This is a genomic window from Streptomyces sp. NPDC059649, from assembly GCF_042734445.1.
Classification (GTDB): domain Bacteria; phylum Actinomycetota; class Actinomycetes; order Streptomycetales; family Streptomycetaceae; genus Streptomyces.
On the sequence record NZ_JBHWDV010000002.1, the window covers coordinates 402,430 to 419,106 of the forward strand.

15 protein-coding genes and 1 pseudogene are annotated in these 16,677 nt (G+C 69.9%); 13 read left to right on the top strand and 3 right to left on the bottom strand.

What is annotated here, in order from left to right:
• Positions 1-168 precede the first annotated feature (168 nt).
• The 4 genes from ACFV1J_RS04580 to ACFV1J_RS04595 all read left to right on the top strand — a co-directional run bounded on the left by ACFV1J_RS04580 (position 169) and on the right by ACFV1J_RS04595 (position 4,656).
• Complete coding sequence (locus ACFV1J_RS04580; RefSeq protein ID WP_385855739.1) at positions 169-1,764, top strand: ABC-F family ATP-binding cassette domain-containing protein; 1,596 nt, start codon at positions 169-171, stop codon at positions 1,762-1,764.
• Positions 1,761-2,663 carry an alpha/beta fold hydrolase gene (locus tag ACFV1J_RS04585; RefSeq protein ID WP_385855740.1) on the top strand — a complete coding sequence of 301 codons (903 nt, stop codon included), beginning with the start codon at positions 1,761-1,763 and terminating at the stop codon, positions 2,661-2,663. The genes ACFV1J_RS04580 and ACFV1J_RS04585 overlap by 4 nt, the downstream gene beginning before the upstream one ends.
• 87 nt (positions 2,664-2,750) lie before the next feature.
• The gene (locus ACFV1J_RS04590) at positions 2,751-3,734 is read left to right on the top strand and encodes a helix-turn-helix transcriptional regulator (protein WP_385855741.1); all 984 of its coding nucleotides are present in this window, start codon (positions 2,751-2,753) and stop codon (positions 3,732-3,734) included.
• A 121-nt stretch (positions 3,735-3,855) separates the two neighbouring features.
• On the top strand, positions 3,856-4,656 hold the full coding sequence (locus ACFV1J_RS04595) for an SDR family oxidoreductase (protein ID WP_385855742.1): 801 nt from the start codon (positions 3,856-3,858) through the stop codon (positions 4,654-4,656).
• A gap of 67 nt (positions 4,657-4,723) precedes the next feature.
• On the opposite strand, the gene ACFV1J_RS04600 is transcribed toward ACFV1J_RS04595, so the two are convergent.
• Positions 4,724-6,241, bottom strand: coding sequence for a hypothetical protein (locus ACFV1J_RS04600; RefSeq protein WP_385855743.1), 1,518 nt, complete (start codon positions 6,239-6,241; stop codon positions 4,724-4,726).
• Between the two features lie 203 nt (positions 6,242-6,444).
• On the opposite strand from ACFV1J_RS04600, the gene ACFV1J_RS04605 reads away from it, so the two are divergent.
• On the top strand, positions 6,445-7,035 hold the full coding sequence (locus ACFV1J_RS04605; protein ID WP_385855744.1) for a hypothetical protein: 591 nt from the start codon (positions 6,445-6,447) through the stop codon (positions 7,033-7,035).
• Between the two features lie 107 nt (positions 7,036-7,142).
• Here the strand turns inward: ACFV1J_RS04605 and ACFV1J_RS04610 are convergent, their stop codons facing one another.
• Positions 7,143-7,889 (bottom strand): SOS response-associated peptidase, encoded by a 747-nt coding sequence (locus ACFV1J_RS04610; RefSeq protein WP_385855745.1) that lies wholly within the window; start codon positions 7,887-7,889, stop codon positions 7,143-7,145.
• 210 nt (positions 7,890-8,099) lie between these two features.
• Between ACFV1J_RS04610 and ACFV1J_RS04615 the strand changes: the two genes are divergently transcribed.
• Positions 8,100-8,288: a hypothetical protein gene (locus tag ACFV1J_RS04615; protein ID WP_385855746.1), complete on the top strand. Its 189-nt coding sequence runs from the start codon at positions 8,100-8,102 to the stop codon at positions 8,286-8,288.
• Positions 8,289-8,369: 81 nt separating this feature from the next.
• Here ACFV1J_RS04615 and ACFV1J_RS04620 read toward each other — a convergent pair whose 3' ends face one another.
• A complete protein-coding gene (locus tag ACFV1J_RS04620; protein WP_385855747.1) occupies positions 8,370-9,218 on the bottom strand; it encodes a MerR family transcriptional regulator in 849 nt (282 codons plus the stop codon).
• Positions 9,219-9,397: 179 nt separating this feature from the next.
• On the opposite strand from ACFV1J_RS04620, the gene ACFV1J_RS04625 reads away from it, so the two are divergent.
• The 7 genes and pseudogenes from ACFV1J_RS04625 to ACFV1J_RS04655 all read left to right on the top strand — a co-directional run.
• Positions 9,398-10,603: a macrolide family glycosyltransferase gene (locus tag ACFV1J_RS04625; RefSeq protein ID WP_385855748.1), complete on the top strand. Its 1,206-nt coding sequence runs from the start codon at positions 9,398-9,400 to the stop codon at positions 10,601-10,603.
• Between the two features lie 307 nt (positions 10,604-10,910).
• Positions 10,911-11,462 carry a YcxB family protein gene (locus ACFV1J_RS04630; RefSeq protein ID WP_385855749.1) on the top strand — a complete coding sequence of 184 codons (552 nt, stop codon included), beginning with the start codon at positions 10,911-10,913 and terminating at the stop codon, positions 11,460-11,462.
• A gap of 141 nt (positions 11,463-11,603) precedes the next feature.
• Positions 11,604-12,014, top strand: a complete 411-nt coding sequence (locus tag ACFV1J_RS04635; RefSeq protein WP_385855750.1) for a RidA family protein — start codon at positions 11,604-11,606, stop codon at positions 12,012-12,014.
• A gap of 453 nt (positions 12,015-12,467) precedes the next feature.
• Complete coding sequence (locus ACFV1J_RS04640; RefSeq protein WP_385855751.1) at positions 12,468-14,330, top strand: ABC transporter ATP-binding protein; 1,863 nt, start codon at positions 12,468-12,470, stop codon at positions 14,328-14,330.
• Positions 14,327-15,343, top strand: a complete 1,017-nt coding sequence (locus tag ACFV1J_RS04645) for a serine/threonine-protein kinase (RefSeq protein ID WP_385855752.1) — start codon at positions 14,327-14,329, stop codon at positions 15,341-15,343. The genes ACFV1J_RS04640 and ACFV1J_RS04645 overlap by 4 nt, the downstream gene beginning before the upstream one ends.
• A 233-nt stretch (positions 15,344-15,576) precedes the next feature.
• Complete coding sequence (locus ACFV1J_RS04650) at positions 15,577-15,888, top strand: hypothetical protein (protein ID WP_385855753.1); 312 nt, start codon at positions 15,577-15,579, stop codon at positions 15,886-15,888.
• 92 nt (positions 15,889-15,980) lie between these two features.
• A pseudogene (locus ACFV1J_RS04655) lies at positions 15,981-16,544 on the top strand (RNA polymerase sigma factor); the annotation flags it as partial.
• Positions 16,545-16,677 lie beyond the last annotated feature (133 nt).

The window sequence follows — 16,677 nt, forward strand, 5'->3', positions numbered from 1 at the left end:
CACCCCCCGTGTGTCGTTACCCCCCCTCGGCCCGGGGGACCCGTCCCCCCCGCCCCCTCCCCCCCCCCCGCCCCGGGGGGCGGGGGCGGGCGCCCCCACCCCCCCCCCCCCCCGCCGCACGCCCACCCCTCGCACCACCCGAACTACGGCCCTGGAGCCCCACTTCTCATGATCACCGCCACCGGTCTCGAACTGCGCGCCGGCGCTCGCGTCCTCATCGAGTCGGCGTCCTTCCGCGTTGCCCGCGGCGACCGCATCGGCCTGGTCGGCCGCAACGGCGCAGGCAAGACCACCCTCACCAAGGTCCTCGCGGGGGAGGGCCTGCCCGCCGACGGCACCGTCACCCGCACCGGCGACATCGGCTACCTGCCGCAGGACCCGCGCACCGGCGACCTCGACGTCCTGGCGCTCGACCGGGTGCTCTCCGCCCGCGGCCTGGACACCGTGCTCCGGTCGATCCGCGAGTGCCAGGAGCGGATCGCCACCGGCCGGGGCGCCACCCGGGAGAAGGCGCTGAAGAGGTACGAGCGGCTGGAGACCGAGTTCCTGGCCAAGGGCGGATACGCGACCGAGGCGGAGGCCGCCACCATCGCCGCCAGCCTCGGCCTGCCCGACCGCGTCCTCGAACAGCCCCTGCACACCCTCTCCGGCGGCCAGCGCCGCCGCGTCGAACTCGCCCGGATCCTCTTCTCCGACGCCGACATCCTGCTGCTGGACGAGCCCACCAACCACCTCGACGCCGACTCCATCCTCTGGCTGCGCGACTTCCTCAAGACCTACCAGGGCGGGTTCGTCGTCATCTCGCACGACATCGACCTCGTCGAGACCGTCGTCAACAAGGTCTTCCACCTGGACGCCAACCGCACCACCATCGACGTCTACAACATGGGCTGGAAGCAGTACCAGGCCCAGCGGGCCGCCGACGAACGCCGCCGCAAGCGCGAGCGCGCCAACGCCGAGAAGAAGGCCTCGGCCCTCAGCTACCAGGCCAACCGGCTGCGCGCCGGCACCAAGGCGGTCGCCGCACAGAACATGGCCCGCCGCGCCGAGAAGCTCCTGCAGGACCTGGAGCCCGAGCGGCACGCCGACAAGGTGGCCAAACTCCGCTTCCCCGAGCCCGCACCGTGCGGCCGGACCCCGCTCACCGCCGAGGGCCTCTCCAAGTCCTACGGCTCCCTGGAGATCTTCACCGATGTCAACCTCGCCATCGACAAGGGCTCCCGGGTCGTCATCCTGGGCCTCAACGGCGCCGGCAAGACCACCCTGCTGCGCCTCCTCGCCGGCGTCGACACCCCCGACACCGGCAAGGTGATCCCCGGACACGGCCTCAAGTGCGGCTACTACGCCCAGGAACACGAGACCCTCGACGGCGACCGCACCGTACTGGAGAACATGCGCACCGCCGCGCCCGGCATGGACCTGGCCGAGATCCGCAAGGTGCTCGGCTCGTTCCTGTTCTCCGGCGATGACGTGGACAAACCCGCCCGGGTGCTGTCCGGCGGCGAGAAGACCCGGCTCGCCCTCGCCACCCTGGTCGTCTCCTCCGCCAACGTCCTGCTGCTCGACGAACCCACCAACAACCTCGACCCGGCCAGCCGCGAGGAGATCCTCGGCGCCCTGCGCACCTACACCGGCGCGGTCGTCCTGGTGACGCACGACGAGGGCGCCGTCGACGCCCTCCAACCGGAGCGGATCATCCTCCTCCCGGACGGCGTCGAGGACCTGTGGGGCGACGAGTACGCCGACCTCGTGGCCCTCGCATGACCCCCGCCGCACACGAAGGGCTCCCACTGGGAATCGACGCCCCCGCCCGGCTCGGCCGCACCGCGCTGCCCGACGGCCGCCGGCTGGCCTGGGCGGAATGGGGGCCGCCGGAGGGCCGGCCGGTGCTGCTGTGCCCCGGGGGTGCCACCGGCCGGACCCTCGGGTTCGGCACGCATCTGCTCGACGACCTGGGCGTCCGCCTGCTTTCCGTGGACCGCCCCGGCCTCGGCGCCTCCGACCCCGCGCCCGGCCGGACCCTGACCGACTGGGCCGACGATGTGGCCGCCCTCCTCGCGGCCCGCGGCATCCGCCGCCCCCACCTGGTCGGCTACTCCCAGGGCGTCCCCTTCGCGCTGGCCTGCGCGGCCCACGGCCTGGCGACCGCGGTATCGGCCGTCTCGGGCAGCGCCGAACCGTCCGCACCCGAACTGGCCGACGCCCTCGCGCCGGACGTACGGGCCCTCGTGACGGCCGTGGCCCACGACCCTGAAGGCGCCGAAGCGACGGTCGCCGCCTCCGGGAGCGCCGCTGCGATGTGGGACATGGTGACGGCCGGCTGCGCCCCCGCCGACCGCGCGGTCTTCCGCCACCCGGCCTTCGCCCACGCCTTCCGCCGGGCGATCGAGGAAGGCTTCGCCCAGGGCCCCGGCGGCTTCGCCCGCGACACCGTACTGACCATGGACCGCTGGCCGTTCACGCTCACCGACATCACCGTCCCGGTCGACCTCTGGTACGGCGAGGACGACGCCAGCGTGTTCCACTCACACCACCTGAGCGAGCCCCTCGTCCGCGACCTGCCCCTGGCCCACCGCCACATCGTCCGGCACGCCGGCGGGCTGCTCCTCTGGACACACGCGGAAGCCGTGTTGCGCGCGCTGTTGGGGCACGGCGAGGTGTGAGGGGCGCCAAGAGGAGCGGAAGGTAGGAGTGTTACGCCCACCTTCCGGGGTCGTGCGCACCCCGCTTCCGGCCCTAGCCTCGATGCCATGGAGATCCACACGGAGATCGACACGGAGAACCTCCTCGGGCGCTTCCTACGGGCCCGCCGCGAGCTCCTCCGACCCGAGGACCTGGGCCTACCGGCCGGCGCCCGCCGCCGCGTGGTCGGGCTGCGGCGCGAGGAGGTGGCGCGGCTCGCCGGCGTGAGCACCGACTACTACGTACGGCTGGAACAGGGCCGCGAGTGCCACCCCTCGACCCAGGTGGTCGACGCACTGGCCCGCGCCCTGGAGCTGGAGGACGACGCGACCGCGCACCTGCACCGGCTCGCCCGCCCGTCCGCCGTCCGACGCCGTCGGCCCGCCCGGCGCGGGCAGGTCAGCCCCCACCTGCTGCGCATGATGGCCGCCTGGCCGCACACCCCCGCCGTGGTCCTGGACCACTGCCTGACCGTGCTGGCCGCCAATCCCCTGGGCGAGGCGCTGTTCGACGGCCACACCTACAGCGGCGACCTGGTCCGGCTCGTGTTCCTCGACCCGGACGCCCGCGACTTCTACCCCGACTGGGAGCGGGTGGCGGTCAACACCGTCGCCGGCCTGCGCGCGGCCGTCGACACCGCATACGACGACACCGCATACGACGACCCCCGCCTCATCGAGGTGGTGGGCGAACTGTCGCTCAGGAACGAGACGTTCCGCCGCCTCTGGGCCCGCCACGACATCCGCCGGAAGACCCACGAGACCAAACGCTTCCACCATCCACTGGTCGGTGAACTGACCCTGCACTACGAGTCGTTGACCGTGAACAGCGCCCACGGCCAGCAGCTCGTCGTCTACCAGGCCGCCCCGGCCAGCCGCTCCGAGGAAGCACTCTCCCTGCTGGGCAGCCTCACCGCCGCTCCCCACGCCCCCGCCGAGGCCGACGCCGACGCCGACACCGACGCCGGGGCCGGCCCGGCCGCCGAGTCCGCCGATCCCGCCGCCGACCCCGCACCTGATCCCGCCGCCGACACGGACCCGCGCCGGCCCTGATCCCGTTTCGATCCGCGCATCGGCCCTTGCTGCTTGCCGCCGATGCGCCATGCCGTCCTGCCGTCCTGCCGCCGTGCCGCCAGGCCCGCGCGCCGCCCCACCATCCCGCTCAGGAGAACCCATGCCCGTTCAGGAAACCGCAGTTACCACCACGCCCGCGCCGGGCGCCGCCGCCGTTCCCGCCCCCGCCGTGCCCACCCCCGCCAAAGTCATCCTCATCACCGGCGCGAGCAGCGGTATCGGTCGCGCCACCGCACAACGCCTGGCCCGCGAGGGTCACCAGGTGGTCCTCGGCGCCCGCCGCGAGGACCGACTGCACGAGGTCGCGCAGGGGATCGAGGCCGCGGGCGGCAAGGCGGATGTGCACCGCCTCGACGTGACCGACCGCGCGGACGTCACCGCCTTCGTGAACGCGGCCGTCGAACGGCACGGCCGCATCGACGTCCTCATCAACAACGCCGGAATCATGCCCCTCTCGCGCCTGGACGCCCTTCAGACCGACGACTGGGACCGCATGATCGACGTGAACGTCCGCGGCCTCCTCCACGGGATCGCCGCGACCCTGCCCCACTTCCAGCGCCAGGGTGGCGGCCACTTCATCACCGTGGCCTCGATCGGCGCCCACCAGGTCGTGCCCACGGGTGCGGTCTACTGCGCCACCAAGTACGCCGCCTGGGCCCTCACCGAGGGCCTCCGCCTGGAACTCGACCCGAGCATCCGCGTCACCACGGTCTCCCCAGGCGTCGTGGAGTCCGAACTGGCCGACTCGATCACCGACCAGGCCGCCCGGGAGGCGATGCGCACCTACCGCGCGAACTCCATCCCACCGACCAGCATCGCCGACGCCCTCTCCTACGCCATCGCCCAACCACCCGGCGTGGACCTCAACGAACTCGTCATCCGCCCGGCCGGACAACGCTGATCCACCAAATCCACCAAATCCACCAAATCCACCGAACGAACCACCGGACTCACAGACGAAGACTCGTTCAGCGCATTTCCAGGCCGAGTTGCTTCTCCAGCGCCGTCGCCTGGTCGGGCGTGGCAAACAGGAAGTAGCTGTCGTAGTTGCTCTCCCTGCGGCGTACGAACTGAACCAGGTGGAACCGGCGGGGGTCGTCGTCGGGGTCGGGATCGACGTGCCCGATGAACTCCATGATCGCCATGTGGTCCAGGTAGTCATCCGACTCGTGCTCGGTCTGTTGGATCACCACGACGCCGTTGCGCTTGAACTCCAGGACCTCGCCGAGCTTCTCGTCCGTACGCAGCTGGACGTCGGTGATGGTCACCGCGCCGTCGGTGAGCGCCTCGGCCTCTGCCAGGATGCCCGCGTAGCTCTCCTCGAGGTCGTCGACATCGTCCCCGTGGGCCGATACCGCCACACCGAACTCTTTGAGGGCGCTTGCCACTTCATGGGGTGGCAGCTCGTTGTGCGCAAAGTCGGCGTATTCGTCGAGGACGCTGTCGACCTTCTCCTGCGACACCATGCCCATCCGCGCCAACAGCGCTCCCACCTGCGCGTACGACGAAGCCCTGAACCAGATCAGGACGTCCCGGAGGCTCTCCTCCGTAAGGAACAGCTCACGCAGGCACCCCAGCGGAATCGCCGCGCCGCCGACCCGCTTGTCCGGCTGGTCCACGAACGGCACCTCGGTCCACGGGCTCTCCCGCGACCCCGGGGCCCCGGGCTCGGCGTCCGGATCGAACGGTATGTACTGCCACACTGCCCCCTTGACGCGCCGGATCACCTCACCCAAGTACCAACAGGCGCCCTGCACGAACGGGTCCTCCTGGGCCGCGTCGAACTCCTCCACCGTGGCGAAGCGTTGCCGTACGACGGTTTCCAACCAGTCCAGTGTGTCCGGGTGGAAATGCCACCGCCATGCCCCGTTGAACGCGTCCTTGGCCCAGGCGGAGAGCGACTTCCTCCGCTCCGCCAGCCAGGCCGTCAGCACGGGATCCTCCGGCATCGGCACCGTGGGGTCGACACGCGGCGTGTGCTGTTTGACCGGCTTCCACCCCGGGACCTCGTCCTGCAGCGCGGACACCGCTTCCCTCAGCCGCTCCACCTCATGGGCGAACGCGGTGCCGGTACGGACCCGGAGGGCGTGCGCGATGAGCAACCGTGGTGCGATGGGCGAGAGTTCGAGATCCGGATCCGGCCACACGACCGGCTGTCCCGGACGGTCGTCGACCGGCCGGGTGTTCCAGCCCCAACCACCGCCCGCTATACCCAGCAGGACCTCGCCGAGATAGGCCATCGCACTCTCCACGAACTCCGCCCGCTTCTCGGGCTCTTGAACGGAGTCGTGGTGCTCCAGCAGGCGGGCCTCCAGAGTCTCCAGCGACTCGGGGGAGTAGTCGAAAGGAGTGCTCCTGCCCAGAAGCACCTTCTCCAACAGCAGTAGCTGATACGGCAGATCGCCGATCCACTGCTGAAGCAGCTGCTGCGGGGAGCTCTCAGGCTGTGTCCCAGGCTGTGTCTCAGGCTGTGTCTCAGGCACCATGCGGACACTGTAGGGGCGACCACTGACAGCGACCGTTTCGGAGATTGCGCGTAGCGAACGAGGGGATGGATATGTGGGGTATGGGGGCTTTAAGTCGGCGAAATGCGCCCATATTAGGCATCTCGCCCTCCATTATTGACCAAACCCCAAGTTCTTAGGTAAGCCTTACCTCCGATATCGGCCATTCCCGCCTGGAGCTCGACGTGCAATCCCTGTCCGCAACCACCACCGCCGCAGATCAACCCCCACGGCTGCGGCTGCACGACTCGTGGTGGGCCGTGGGCGTCGCGGGGCTGCTGGCCGTCCTCACCCTCACCTTCTGCCTGTGGGCCTCCGCCCACCTACACCCCGACCCCGCTCTGCACACGGTGGCCCTCTTCGTCCACCTGGCTTCCATGGCGCTCGGGTTCGGTGCGGTCTTGGTGGTCGACTACTACGGGCTGCTGTGGCTGACCGGCAGATGCACCCTCGCCGAGGCCCTCACCACGGCCGACCGGCTCCACACGCCGGTCTGGACGGGGCTGGCGGGCCTCGTCGGCAGCGGTGCCCTGCTCCACCCCGAGCTCGGCTCCGCCCTCACCCGTACCAAGCTGGCCCTCGTACTCGTCCTGACCCTCAACGGCCTGCAGGCCCGCGTCCTGGCCCGGCGCCTGGCCCGCCCTGCGGCAACCGCGCAGGCCGCGGCACCGGCGCTGCGGCCACGGACCCTTTGGTGGGGCGCCGCCACCGCGGCGGTGTCTCAAATGTGCTGGTGGGGAGCGGTCGCCATAGGGTTCCTCAACAGCCGCCACTGAGAGGTGATGCCATCGGGGACCACAACCGCTCGCCCAGGTCCGTCCTGCCCGATCCGGGCTTTTCCTGCGGTGGGTTACGCGGGGTGGCCTGCCGCAGGGGCCGGCCGTCAGGCACCCGGGCCGCCGGCCGGGGCGTCGTCCAGGAGGTGCGGGCCGTTGTTGCGCACGTCGTTGACCGCGGGGGAGACGGCACGGGCAGTGAGGCGTCCGCCGGCGGGGGTGCTCAGGAGGGCGCGCAGCTCTTCGGGGTCCTGGTGGGTGGGGTCGAGCCAGGCGTCGTAGTGGGCCGGGGCGATGGCCAGCGGCATGCGCGGGTGGACCCGGCCGGCCGCATCGGTGGCTTCGGTGGTGATGATGGTGCAGGTCGTCCACCAGGCCGCCGGATCGTCGTCGGCCACGTCCGGGTCGCGCCAGAATTCGTACAGCCCCGCCATCGCCATCAGCTGACCGTCCTCGGGGCTGATGAAGTACGGCTGCTTACGGGGCTTGGCCCTGCCTTCCGTGGGGACCGCCTGCCACTCGTAGAAGCCGTCCGCCGGCAGCAGACAACGGCGCTTGGCGAAGGCGCGGCGGTAGGCCGGCTTCTCGTGCACCGTCTCCATCCGCGCATTGATCATCTTGGCGCCGACGTCGACGCTCTTCGCCCAGGACGGCACCAGCCCCCACCGCAGCGCCCGCAGCTGCCGTTCCACCTCGCCCGTCCCGCGATCAGGACGCTCCAGCACCGCCCAGACGTCATCCGTGGGCGCGACGTTCCAGCTCGGGGTCAGCAGCTGCTCCGGGTTCCACCGGGTGACGTGGAACAGCCCGGTCAGATCCTGCGGACTGCGCGTGGCAACGTATCGACCGCACATACCCCCACTGTGGCATGTGCGCCCTGTGTGGTGCATGCTCTCCCTGTGGCGACATGAAGAGCACGGGACGAGCGGCGGCGCTGGCTCAAGGTCGGACGCTGGGAGACGGTCCCTGCCACGCTTCCTGACGGGGACCAGCGGCGGATCTGCGCCGCCTGCGGGGAGCCGGTCCGCTCGTACCGGTACCGCGCCCATCCACCGGACTCTGCCATGTTCGAGCGATGTATCGGACTCGCCTGGTGCTCCGTCTGTCGCGTCTACATCGGCTCCATGGTCCATGTCCCCCGGAAGCGGGCCCTCGTCGACGCCCTGGCCTCGCTGCCCCGAGACGAACGCGAACGTCTCGAACGAAGCGAAACGAGCCTGATCGCATTCCTGGACGGACGGGCCAGGGAATGAGGCCGCAGAAAGCCGCCCCTCCCGGCAGACAACCGTCCCTCCCGGCAGGCAACCGCTCCCGCCGGGACGAGGTGCGCCCCCTTACTCCCAGGTCGCGGATTCCGGGTCGACGCCGTGGGTTCCGGCATTGGCGAAGATGATGTCGCGCAGCCAGACGGTCAGGCCCGGGGCGATCGCGTCGTAGTACTCGGCATAGCCGGGTTCGCGGACGTACAGCCGCCCGATGCACGCCTGCATCGCGTGAGTGCAGTCGAAGTACGTGGAGATCAGCGCGCGGTGTCGCTCCGCGAGGGCATTCGCCGCTTCGGAACCGGGGGCGACGCCGGCACCGTACGCACGTGCGAGGTCGGCGTGCAGAGCCTCGGTCGTGACCGCGATCCCTTTCCAGTCCTCCGGTGTCATCTCGGCGGCCCGCTCGGCATATTGCGCCCACTCCGCGCTCTCGCCCCAGCGTTCCTCGGCCTCCTCCACCCAGGCGGGCTGCCAGTCGGCACCGAAGATGTCGACCTGCTGCTCGGGAGTCAATCGCATCCCCGTCCTGGAGGCCTCCAGCATGCGATCGACGGCGTCAACCATCCTCTGCAATCGGGAAATGCGCTCCACGAGTTCTGACCGCTGCCGACGCAGATGGTCGCGCGCTCGGGTATCCGGGTCCTCCAGGATCCGTCCGATCTCGGCGAGCGGAAGCCCGAGTTCCCGGTAGACGAGGACCCGGTGGATTCGGGCGACATCGTCGCCCGAATAGACCCGGTAGCCGGCCCAGGTGCGGTCGCTCGGACGCACCAGACCGATCGCGTCCCAGTGGTGCAGCGTCTTCACACTGACTCCGACCAGCGAGGCCGCCCGGCCAACGGTGAGGCCCTCGGGGCCGATCGGTTCGCCGCCTTCCGCGGTGCGGGGGGATTCCGGCTCATGGGCGTCGTTCTGCATCGGCTGAGCGTCTCATGTGGCCGAGAGCGCGCCCAAGCCGCGCATGACGTGGCGGCCGGAACGCTTGGCCAACTACGGGCGCTGCACGCCCACTTGACCCGCTGCCCGCCCGACCGGTGGGCCGCCCGACCATCCGCCCGAGCGCAGGGGGAAAATACCGCCTCGGTAGAGTGTGCGATATGCCGAAACACCTGTTATTCGTGACCCTTGCCGGGCACGGGCATGTCAACCCGACCCTCCCGCTGGTCGAGGAACTCGTACGGCGGGGACACCGAGTGGACTACGCCACCAGCACGGAACATTCCGAAGCGGTCATCCGGGCGGGCGCGCGCTGGGTGGAGCTGCCGTCGTGGGAAATGATGACGCCGCCACGCGAGTTCGGCCCCGCCGAGATCGCCACCTTCATGCGCCATCTGTTCACGGCAATGAGCTCGGCGTACCCCGTGCTGCAGGAGCACTGCGTCACCGAACTGCCGGACGCGATCTGCTACGACGCAATGAACTGGTCGGCCCGCGTCGTCGCCGAGAAGCTGGGCATTCCCGCCGTACGTCTCATTCCCAACTTTGCCTCCAACGAGTCGTTCTCGCTCTTCGCCAACTTCATGGAAAGCCAGCGCGGCGGCGAAAGCGTCGACGACGACATCCCCACGAACACCAACCCCTTCACCGCCGCTCTCGGGCCTGAGTGCGCGGAATTCTCCGCCGAACACGGTGTTGAGCTCGACCCGGCACACCTCATGGACGTGACCGAAAAGCTCAACCTGGTATTCATACCCAGGGAGTTCCAGCCGGCGGGGGACACCTTCGACGCACGCTTCCACTTCATCGGCCCTTCGCTGGGCAGCCGTGAGCAGGACGAGCCGTGGTCGCCCGCCGATCCCGACGCCCCCGTGCTGTTCATCTCGCTGGGCACGGTTTTCAACGACCGGCCCGAGTTCTACCGCGCGTGCATCGAGGCATTCGGGCAGGGCCCGTACCAAGTGGCCATGACCGTGGGCAATGTGGACCTCGCCGAACTCGGCGATATTCCGCCCACCATCGACGTACGACCGCACTTTCCCCAACTGGCGGTGCTCCGCCATGCGGATGCCTTCGTTTCCCACACCGGCATGAACTCCACGATGGAGGCGCTGTATTACGGGGTCGGTCTGATAGCCGTCCCACAGATGCCCGAGCAGGCAGCCAACGCCGGCCGGGTGCAGGAACTGGGGCTCGGTGAGCGACTGGACGCCGCGTCGGTGACGGCGGAGTCGCTGCGTGCCGCGGTCACCCGCGTCGCCACCGACCCCACGGTACGCGCCAACCTCGACCGGATGCGCAAGGTCGTCCGGGAGAGCGGCGGCGCCGCCCGCGGCGCGGATGTGATCGAGGACTATCTGCGCTGACCGCCGCCGAACAAGGCTGATCACCACGGCCACCACGGCCACCGCTGCGAGGGCGGGGTGTGCAGGGAGCGGCATCACGGTGCCGCCCGGCACACCCCGTCCGTCACGAACGAGGGGCGCCGCCGCCGCGACCTGCCCCGTCTCCAGGCGGTGCCCCCCTCCAGGTGGTAACCCCCTCCAGGTGGTGACCCCCTCCAGGTGGTGACCCTCCCGCTCGACTGTCGGTGGCTCCCGTTACGCTCTCGGCTCGACGCAGGGAAAGACCGGTACGACCTGGGAGTAGGTAAGGGTGCAGGAAACGCGCGCAGTGGAGTTGGCCTACCTACCGACGGTCGCCGACGCGGCGGCGGCCATCCGCGTGCGGAAGCGTGCCACGCCCGCGGGGCGGCTGCAGAACTGGGTGATCATCGCGAGCGGCGTCGTGGTGCTGCAGGCTCTCGTGGTGGCGTTCATGAGCCCGAGGGGCCCCAATCCCCGGCTGATAGTGCTGTGTCTCACGGCGCTGGCCCTGATCGTCGGGGTGTATCTGCTGGTGCCCACCCTCCAGGGCCGCCAGATCCATCGGATGCTCGCTCCGCAGGGCGAATTCCGGGCCGTCGTGGACAGCAGCGGCGTGCGGGTGGCCTCGCGGGACACCGATACGACCTACCGGTGGCCGATGCTCACCCGGTACGCGGAGACCGACGCGTTGTTCGTCCTGATGACGCCCGACAAATACGGTGTCGGCTTCGTCGTGCTCCCCAAACGCGGCGCCGCGGACCCGGAGGACATCGACCGCTTGAGGGGCCTCCTCACCGGGCACGCCACCCGGGTGTGGCCCAAGGTGCGGGTCCGGGCCAAGGAGCGGGCCCGGGGCTGAGGAACGGGTCAAGACCAAGGAGCGGTCCCGGGGCCAAGGGGCGGGCCCGGGACCGACGCCGCGGTCGGCAAAATCGCTCGAACGCGGAGCGGATCTTTGAGAGGGTGCGGGCGCCTTGTACACACCGCGAAAGGGATGTCCGTGCCTCGTGCCGTCACATTGATTCGTTCCGCCTCCCTCTCCGATGTCGCCGAGTACGCCTACGCGGCCACGGCCCCCGCCGAAGCGCGGTTGATCTTCCTCGCCGGGGCCTGCCCGTTGAACGAGGACGGATCCACCGCGGCGATCGGAGACGTCACCGGGCAGGCGGCCAAGGCCGTCGAGAACCTCCGGACCGCGCTGGCGGACGCCGGCGCGGAGCTGCACGACGTCATCAGCACCCGTGTACTGGTCGCCTCCCACCAGCAGCAGGACCTGGTGGCGGCATGGGAGGTGGTCCGGGACGCGTTCGGCGACCATGACGTCCCCAGCACGTTGATGGGCGTCACCGTGCTCGGTTACGACGACCAGCTCGTGGAGATCGAGGCCGTCGCCGCCGTACTCGATTCCTGAGTCGGGTTGGCTCGTGTGCCGAATAAATCCCTTTTCAACTTTCTTTCGTATACGTGGTTGATGGGTGGTTCCAGGGGGGCTTTCGCGGGGGGCACGAAGAAGGGAAGAGCATGGGAGTCCTCGAAAACCTGGCTCCCGCGCTGGGCCATAGCCGTCGTGACCGTTCGACGACGGGCAGGCGCAGGGACACGAGCGAACATGACCACGACCGCCGTCGGCGCCGGCGTCGGCGCCACGGGAACGACCATGGTCACCACGACGATCATGGAGGGGGGTACTGAGCACTCCTGGTGACTGTCAGCGGCCGGGCTTCCCGCCCGGCCGCACCAGTCGGTGAGGCACAAGGCGTGCGGCGACATGAGCAGCCCGCGGCCGATCGCTTCGTCCCCCGGTGACGCGCAAGGCGAAGGCAGGGGAGAGGCTGGAACGCGTCCCCCCGGGCGCCTTTCTGCTGTGGCCCGACTCCGGTCGGCCCTGCGACGGTTGCTGTCCGTCGCCGACGATCCCGACGGCGGAGGCCGCACCGCGGACGGCATCGTCGAGCCCGCCCCGCCCGTACCCCTGCGCGACATATTCCGGCGCTTCTGGCCGTACACCCGGGGCGGCCGACGCTGGCTGCTGGTGATCCTGGCCTTCGTGGTGCTGAGCCCCGTCGTCGACGCGGCCGAGATCTGGCTGTTCAAGATCGTCATCGACGACATGTTGATCCCGCGCAATCTCCACCTCCTCCTGCCGATCGCCCTCGCCTACCTCGCGTTCACGTTCGTCGCCGGCGTCCTCGCCTTCGCCGACGACGTGACCTCCACCTGGGTCAGCGAACGGTTCCTGCTGGCAATGCGGTCCGATCTGTTCCGTCATGTCGAAGGACTCTCGCTCGGATTCTTCGAGCGGCGACGGCTCGGGGATGTGCTCTCCCGTGTGACCGGGGACGTCGACGCGGTCGAGACGTTCCTGCTCTCCGGGATCGTGAACGCGTTCGCCCAGGTGATGCGGCTCGGGATCTTCCTCGGCCTGCTGTTCTACCTCCGCTGGGACCTGACCGTCCTCGCCCTGATCATCGCGCCCCTGTTCTGGTGGACCGCCCGACGCTTCTCCCGACGGGTGAAGGCCGCCTCGCGGGAGCGGCGGCGCCGCAGCGGCTCGGTCAGCGCGGTCACCGAAGAGGCCCTCGGCAACATCGTCCTCGTGCAGGCGTACAACCGGCAGCGGTGGGAGCACGGCAGGTTCGAGCGCGAGAACCTCGGCCGGTTCCGGGCCGCCATGGCGTCGGCCCGTATCGGCGCCGTGTACGCCACGGTCATCGACGTCATCGAGCTGGCCGGCGCGCTGCTCGTGATGGGCCTGGGCACCTGGGAACTGACCCAGGGCCGCCTCACCCTGGGCGGCCTGATGGTGTTCCTCACCCTGCTGAGCAGGCTCTACGGTCCGATCCGCGGCATCTCCGGCCTCAGCAACACCTTCTACTCGGCGTCCGCCGCCGCAGAGCGGATCATCGAACTGCTCGACCAGCGGCCCCAGGTCGTCCAGGCCCCGGCCCCTCGTGAGCTCGGGCACGCCCGCGGCGAGGTCCTGTTCGACGACATCTCCTTCCGCTACCCGGGGACCGCCCGGCCGGCCCTCTCGGGGGTCTCGTTCGGCGTGGCCCCCGGCGAGACCCTGGCACTGGTGGGGGCGAGCGGCGCCGGGAAGTCGACCGTCGCCAAACTGCTGCTCCGCTTCTACGACCCGGACCACGGAACCGTCCACCTCGACGGGAACGATCTCCGCGATCTGCGCCTGGACGACCTACGGAACAACGTCGCCGTACTGCTCCAGGAGACCCTCGTCTTCCACGGCACGGTGCGCGACAACATCGCCTACGGCCGCCCCGACGCGACCGACGACGACATCGTCGCGGCCGCCCACGCCGCGGACGCACACGGCTTCATCAGCCAACTTCCCCAGGGCTACGACACCGTGGTGGGCCAGCGCGGCCGGCTGCTCTCCGGCGGACAACGGCAGCGCCTCGCCATCGCCCGCGCCATGATCCGTAACGCCCCCCTCCTCATCCTCGACGAGCCGACCACCGGCCTCGACGCGGAATCAGGCCGGCGCATCCTCGGACCGCTGCGCCTGCTGATGAGCGGACGCACCACGATCCTCATCTCCCACAACCTGCTCACGGTCCGCGACGCCACCCAGATCGTTTTCCTGGAGGGCGGCCGCATCACCGACCGCGGCACCCACGACCAGTTGCTCCGCCGTAGCGCGGCGTACGCACGGCTCTACCGGCTGCACGGGCCCGGCGGCGCCTCGATGGCCGAGGTGCTCTCATGAGCCGTACGCCGATCCCCGCGAGGCCACCGCTGGCGGCCGGAACCGCCGTGGCCCCCGGCTACGAGGTCCTCGCCCCCCTCTGCCGCACCGGCTGGCTGGACCTCTACGACGCCTGGAGCCAGGAGCGGGAGTGCCGATGCGTGGTGAAGGTGCTGCGCCCGGACCGACGAGGCGAGCAGCGGCTGCGCGAGCGACTGCTGCAGGAGGGCCGCTGGCTCCAGACCTTCACCCACCCGCACCTGGTCCGCGCCTACGAAACCGGCGAAACTCCGGAACCGTACGTCGTATTGGAGACGCTCACCGGCGAGACCCTCGCCCACCTCATCGATATCCGACGCCGCCGCCTGGCCGCCCACGACCTCGCCCTCCTCGGCCTCCACCTGTGCTCGGCGCTGCACTACCTGCACGGCAAGGGCCTGCTGCACCTGGACCTGAAGCCGTCCAACATCGTGGTCGGCTGCGGGCGGGCCAAGGTCCTCGACCTGAGCATCGCCCGCCCACCCGGCCCCGCCCCACCGGGCATCGGCACCCTCTGCTACCTCGCCCCCGAGCAGGCCCGCGGCGGAATGCTCACCCCCGCGACCGACGTCTGGGGACTCGGCAGCACGCTGTACGAGGCCGCCACCGGCTACGTTCCCTTCGACGAGACCGAGACGGAGGCCGAGACCGAGGCCGCGGCCGACACCGAGGCCGAGGCCAACACATATACAGACACCAACACAGACACCGATCGTTATGCCCAGCTCGACGGGCGAGCGCCGTCCGTCAGCACGCGCCGGCGTCTGCCGCACGCCCTCACAGCGGCCATCGACAGCTGCCTGGCTCCCGACCCGCGCGCCCGGCCCTCGCTCGTCCAACTCCTCTCAGTGCTGGACGGATTGTTGCCGCAGGGTCGGCACGGAGCGCCGGTCGACGCATCGACGGCGATCATGAACCATTCACCACGCTCGTTACGTACACCAGACACAGACTCCAGTCCCCATAGACCAGTCCCCATAGACCAGTCCCCATAGACCAGTCCCCGGACACAGTCCCCGGACACCAGTCCCCGGACCACAGAGACCAGACACCAGTCCCCAGACACCAAGTACCCCCACAGAGCTGACCTGGCGAGCTCAGGGAGGAGGCCCCGATGTCTTCGCGCCCAATTGAGGCTTCGCTAAGGGGAGTTGCGGCTGTCTGCGCGCTCCTCAGCGCGGTAGCCCATCTCCTCCTCGTCCCCGAACATCTTCAAGAGGTTCCCTACATGGGAATCATGTTCCTCATCGGCAGTGTGGCACTTCTCGTCGCAGCGGCCGGTCTTGCGCGGCGGAACCCCGTACCGGCGTGGCTGCTCGGCACAGTGGTCAGCGGCGGCATGGTTCTCGGCTTCGCACTGTCCCGTACCGTAGGGCTGCCCAACTACCAGGAAGAAGGTTGGGAACCCCCGTACGGCGTCCTGTGCATGGTCGCCGAAGTGGCCTTCGTCGCCGCCTTCGTCGCCTGGTGCGGCGTGGCAAAAATGCGCACCCCACCCGCTTCCGTCACGCAGCCGACCGCGCCCGTGCACGCTCGGTAGCAACAGATAGCCACAGGTAGAGGGAGAATGAATGCGTGGTCTTCCGTAACCGCCGGGCAATCCCCTGGCCGGGGCGGACCGTACACAAGGGTATGCAGAGGTTGCAGCTCCCGGTCGGACGGATCCCCGACGAGGCGCTGCTGGCTGGCCTGGCCACAGGTGATCCAGAGCTTGCCGTCACCTTCGTACGGCGTTTCCAGCACACGGTCTTCGGCGTCGCGCTCGCGGTCACCCGCGATGCGCAGCTCGCCGAGGACATCGCCCAGCAGACCTTCGAGCGTGCGTGGCGCCATGCCCAGGTCTACGACTCACGCCGCGGATCGGTGACGACCTGGCTGACGACCATCGCCCACAACCTCGCCATCGACGCCGTCCGGTCGCGTCGGCCGGAGCCGGTGGCCCCCGAGGACCTCGACGCCCTCCTCGGCGCGGTGACCGATACCCCCGAGGAACAGGCGCTTGCCGACGAGGCATCGGTGGCCTTGCGGGCCGCGGTGGCGCAGTTGCCGGGCGAACAGGCCCGCGCCGTGGTGATGGCGGGCATCTACGGAATGACCGCCCAGCAGGTCGCCGACTGGGAGCACATCCCGCTGGGGACCGCCAAGACGCGGATCAGGACCGCAATGGGCAAACTGCGGACCACCCTCACCTCGCCCAACCCCGCCCCGCCGCATCCCCATCCCGACCCCCACCCCCACCCGCACCCGACACATTCCGAATCCGCGCATACCACCGAGCGCACTAATTCCAACGGGCCCACGAACTCCAACGAGTCCACGAACTCCAACG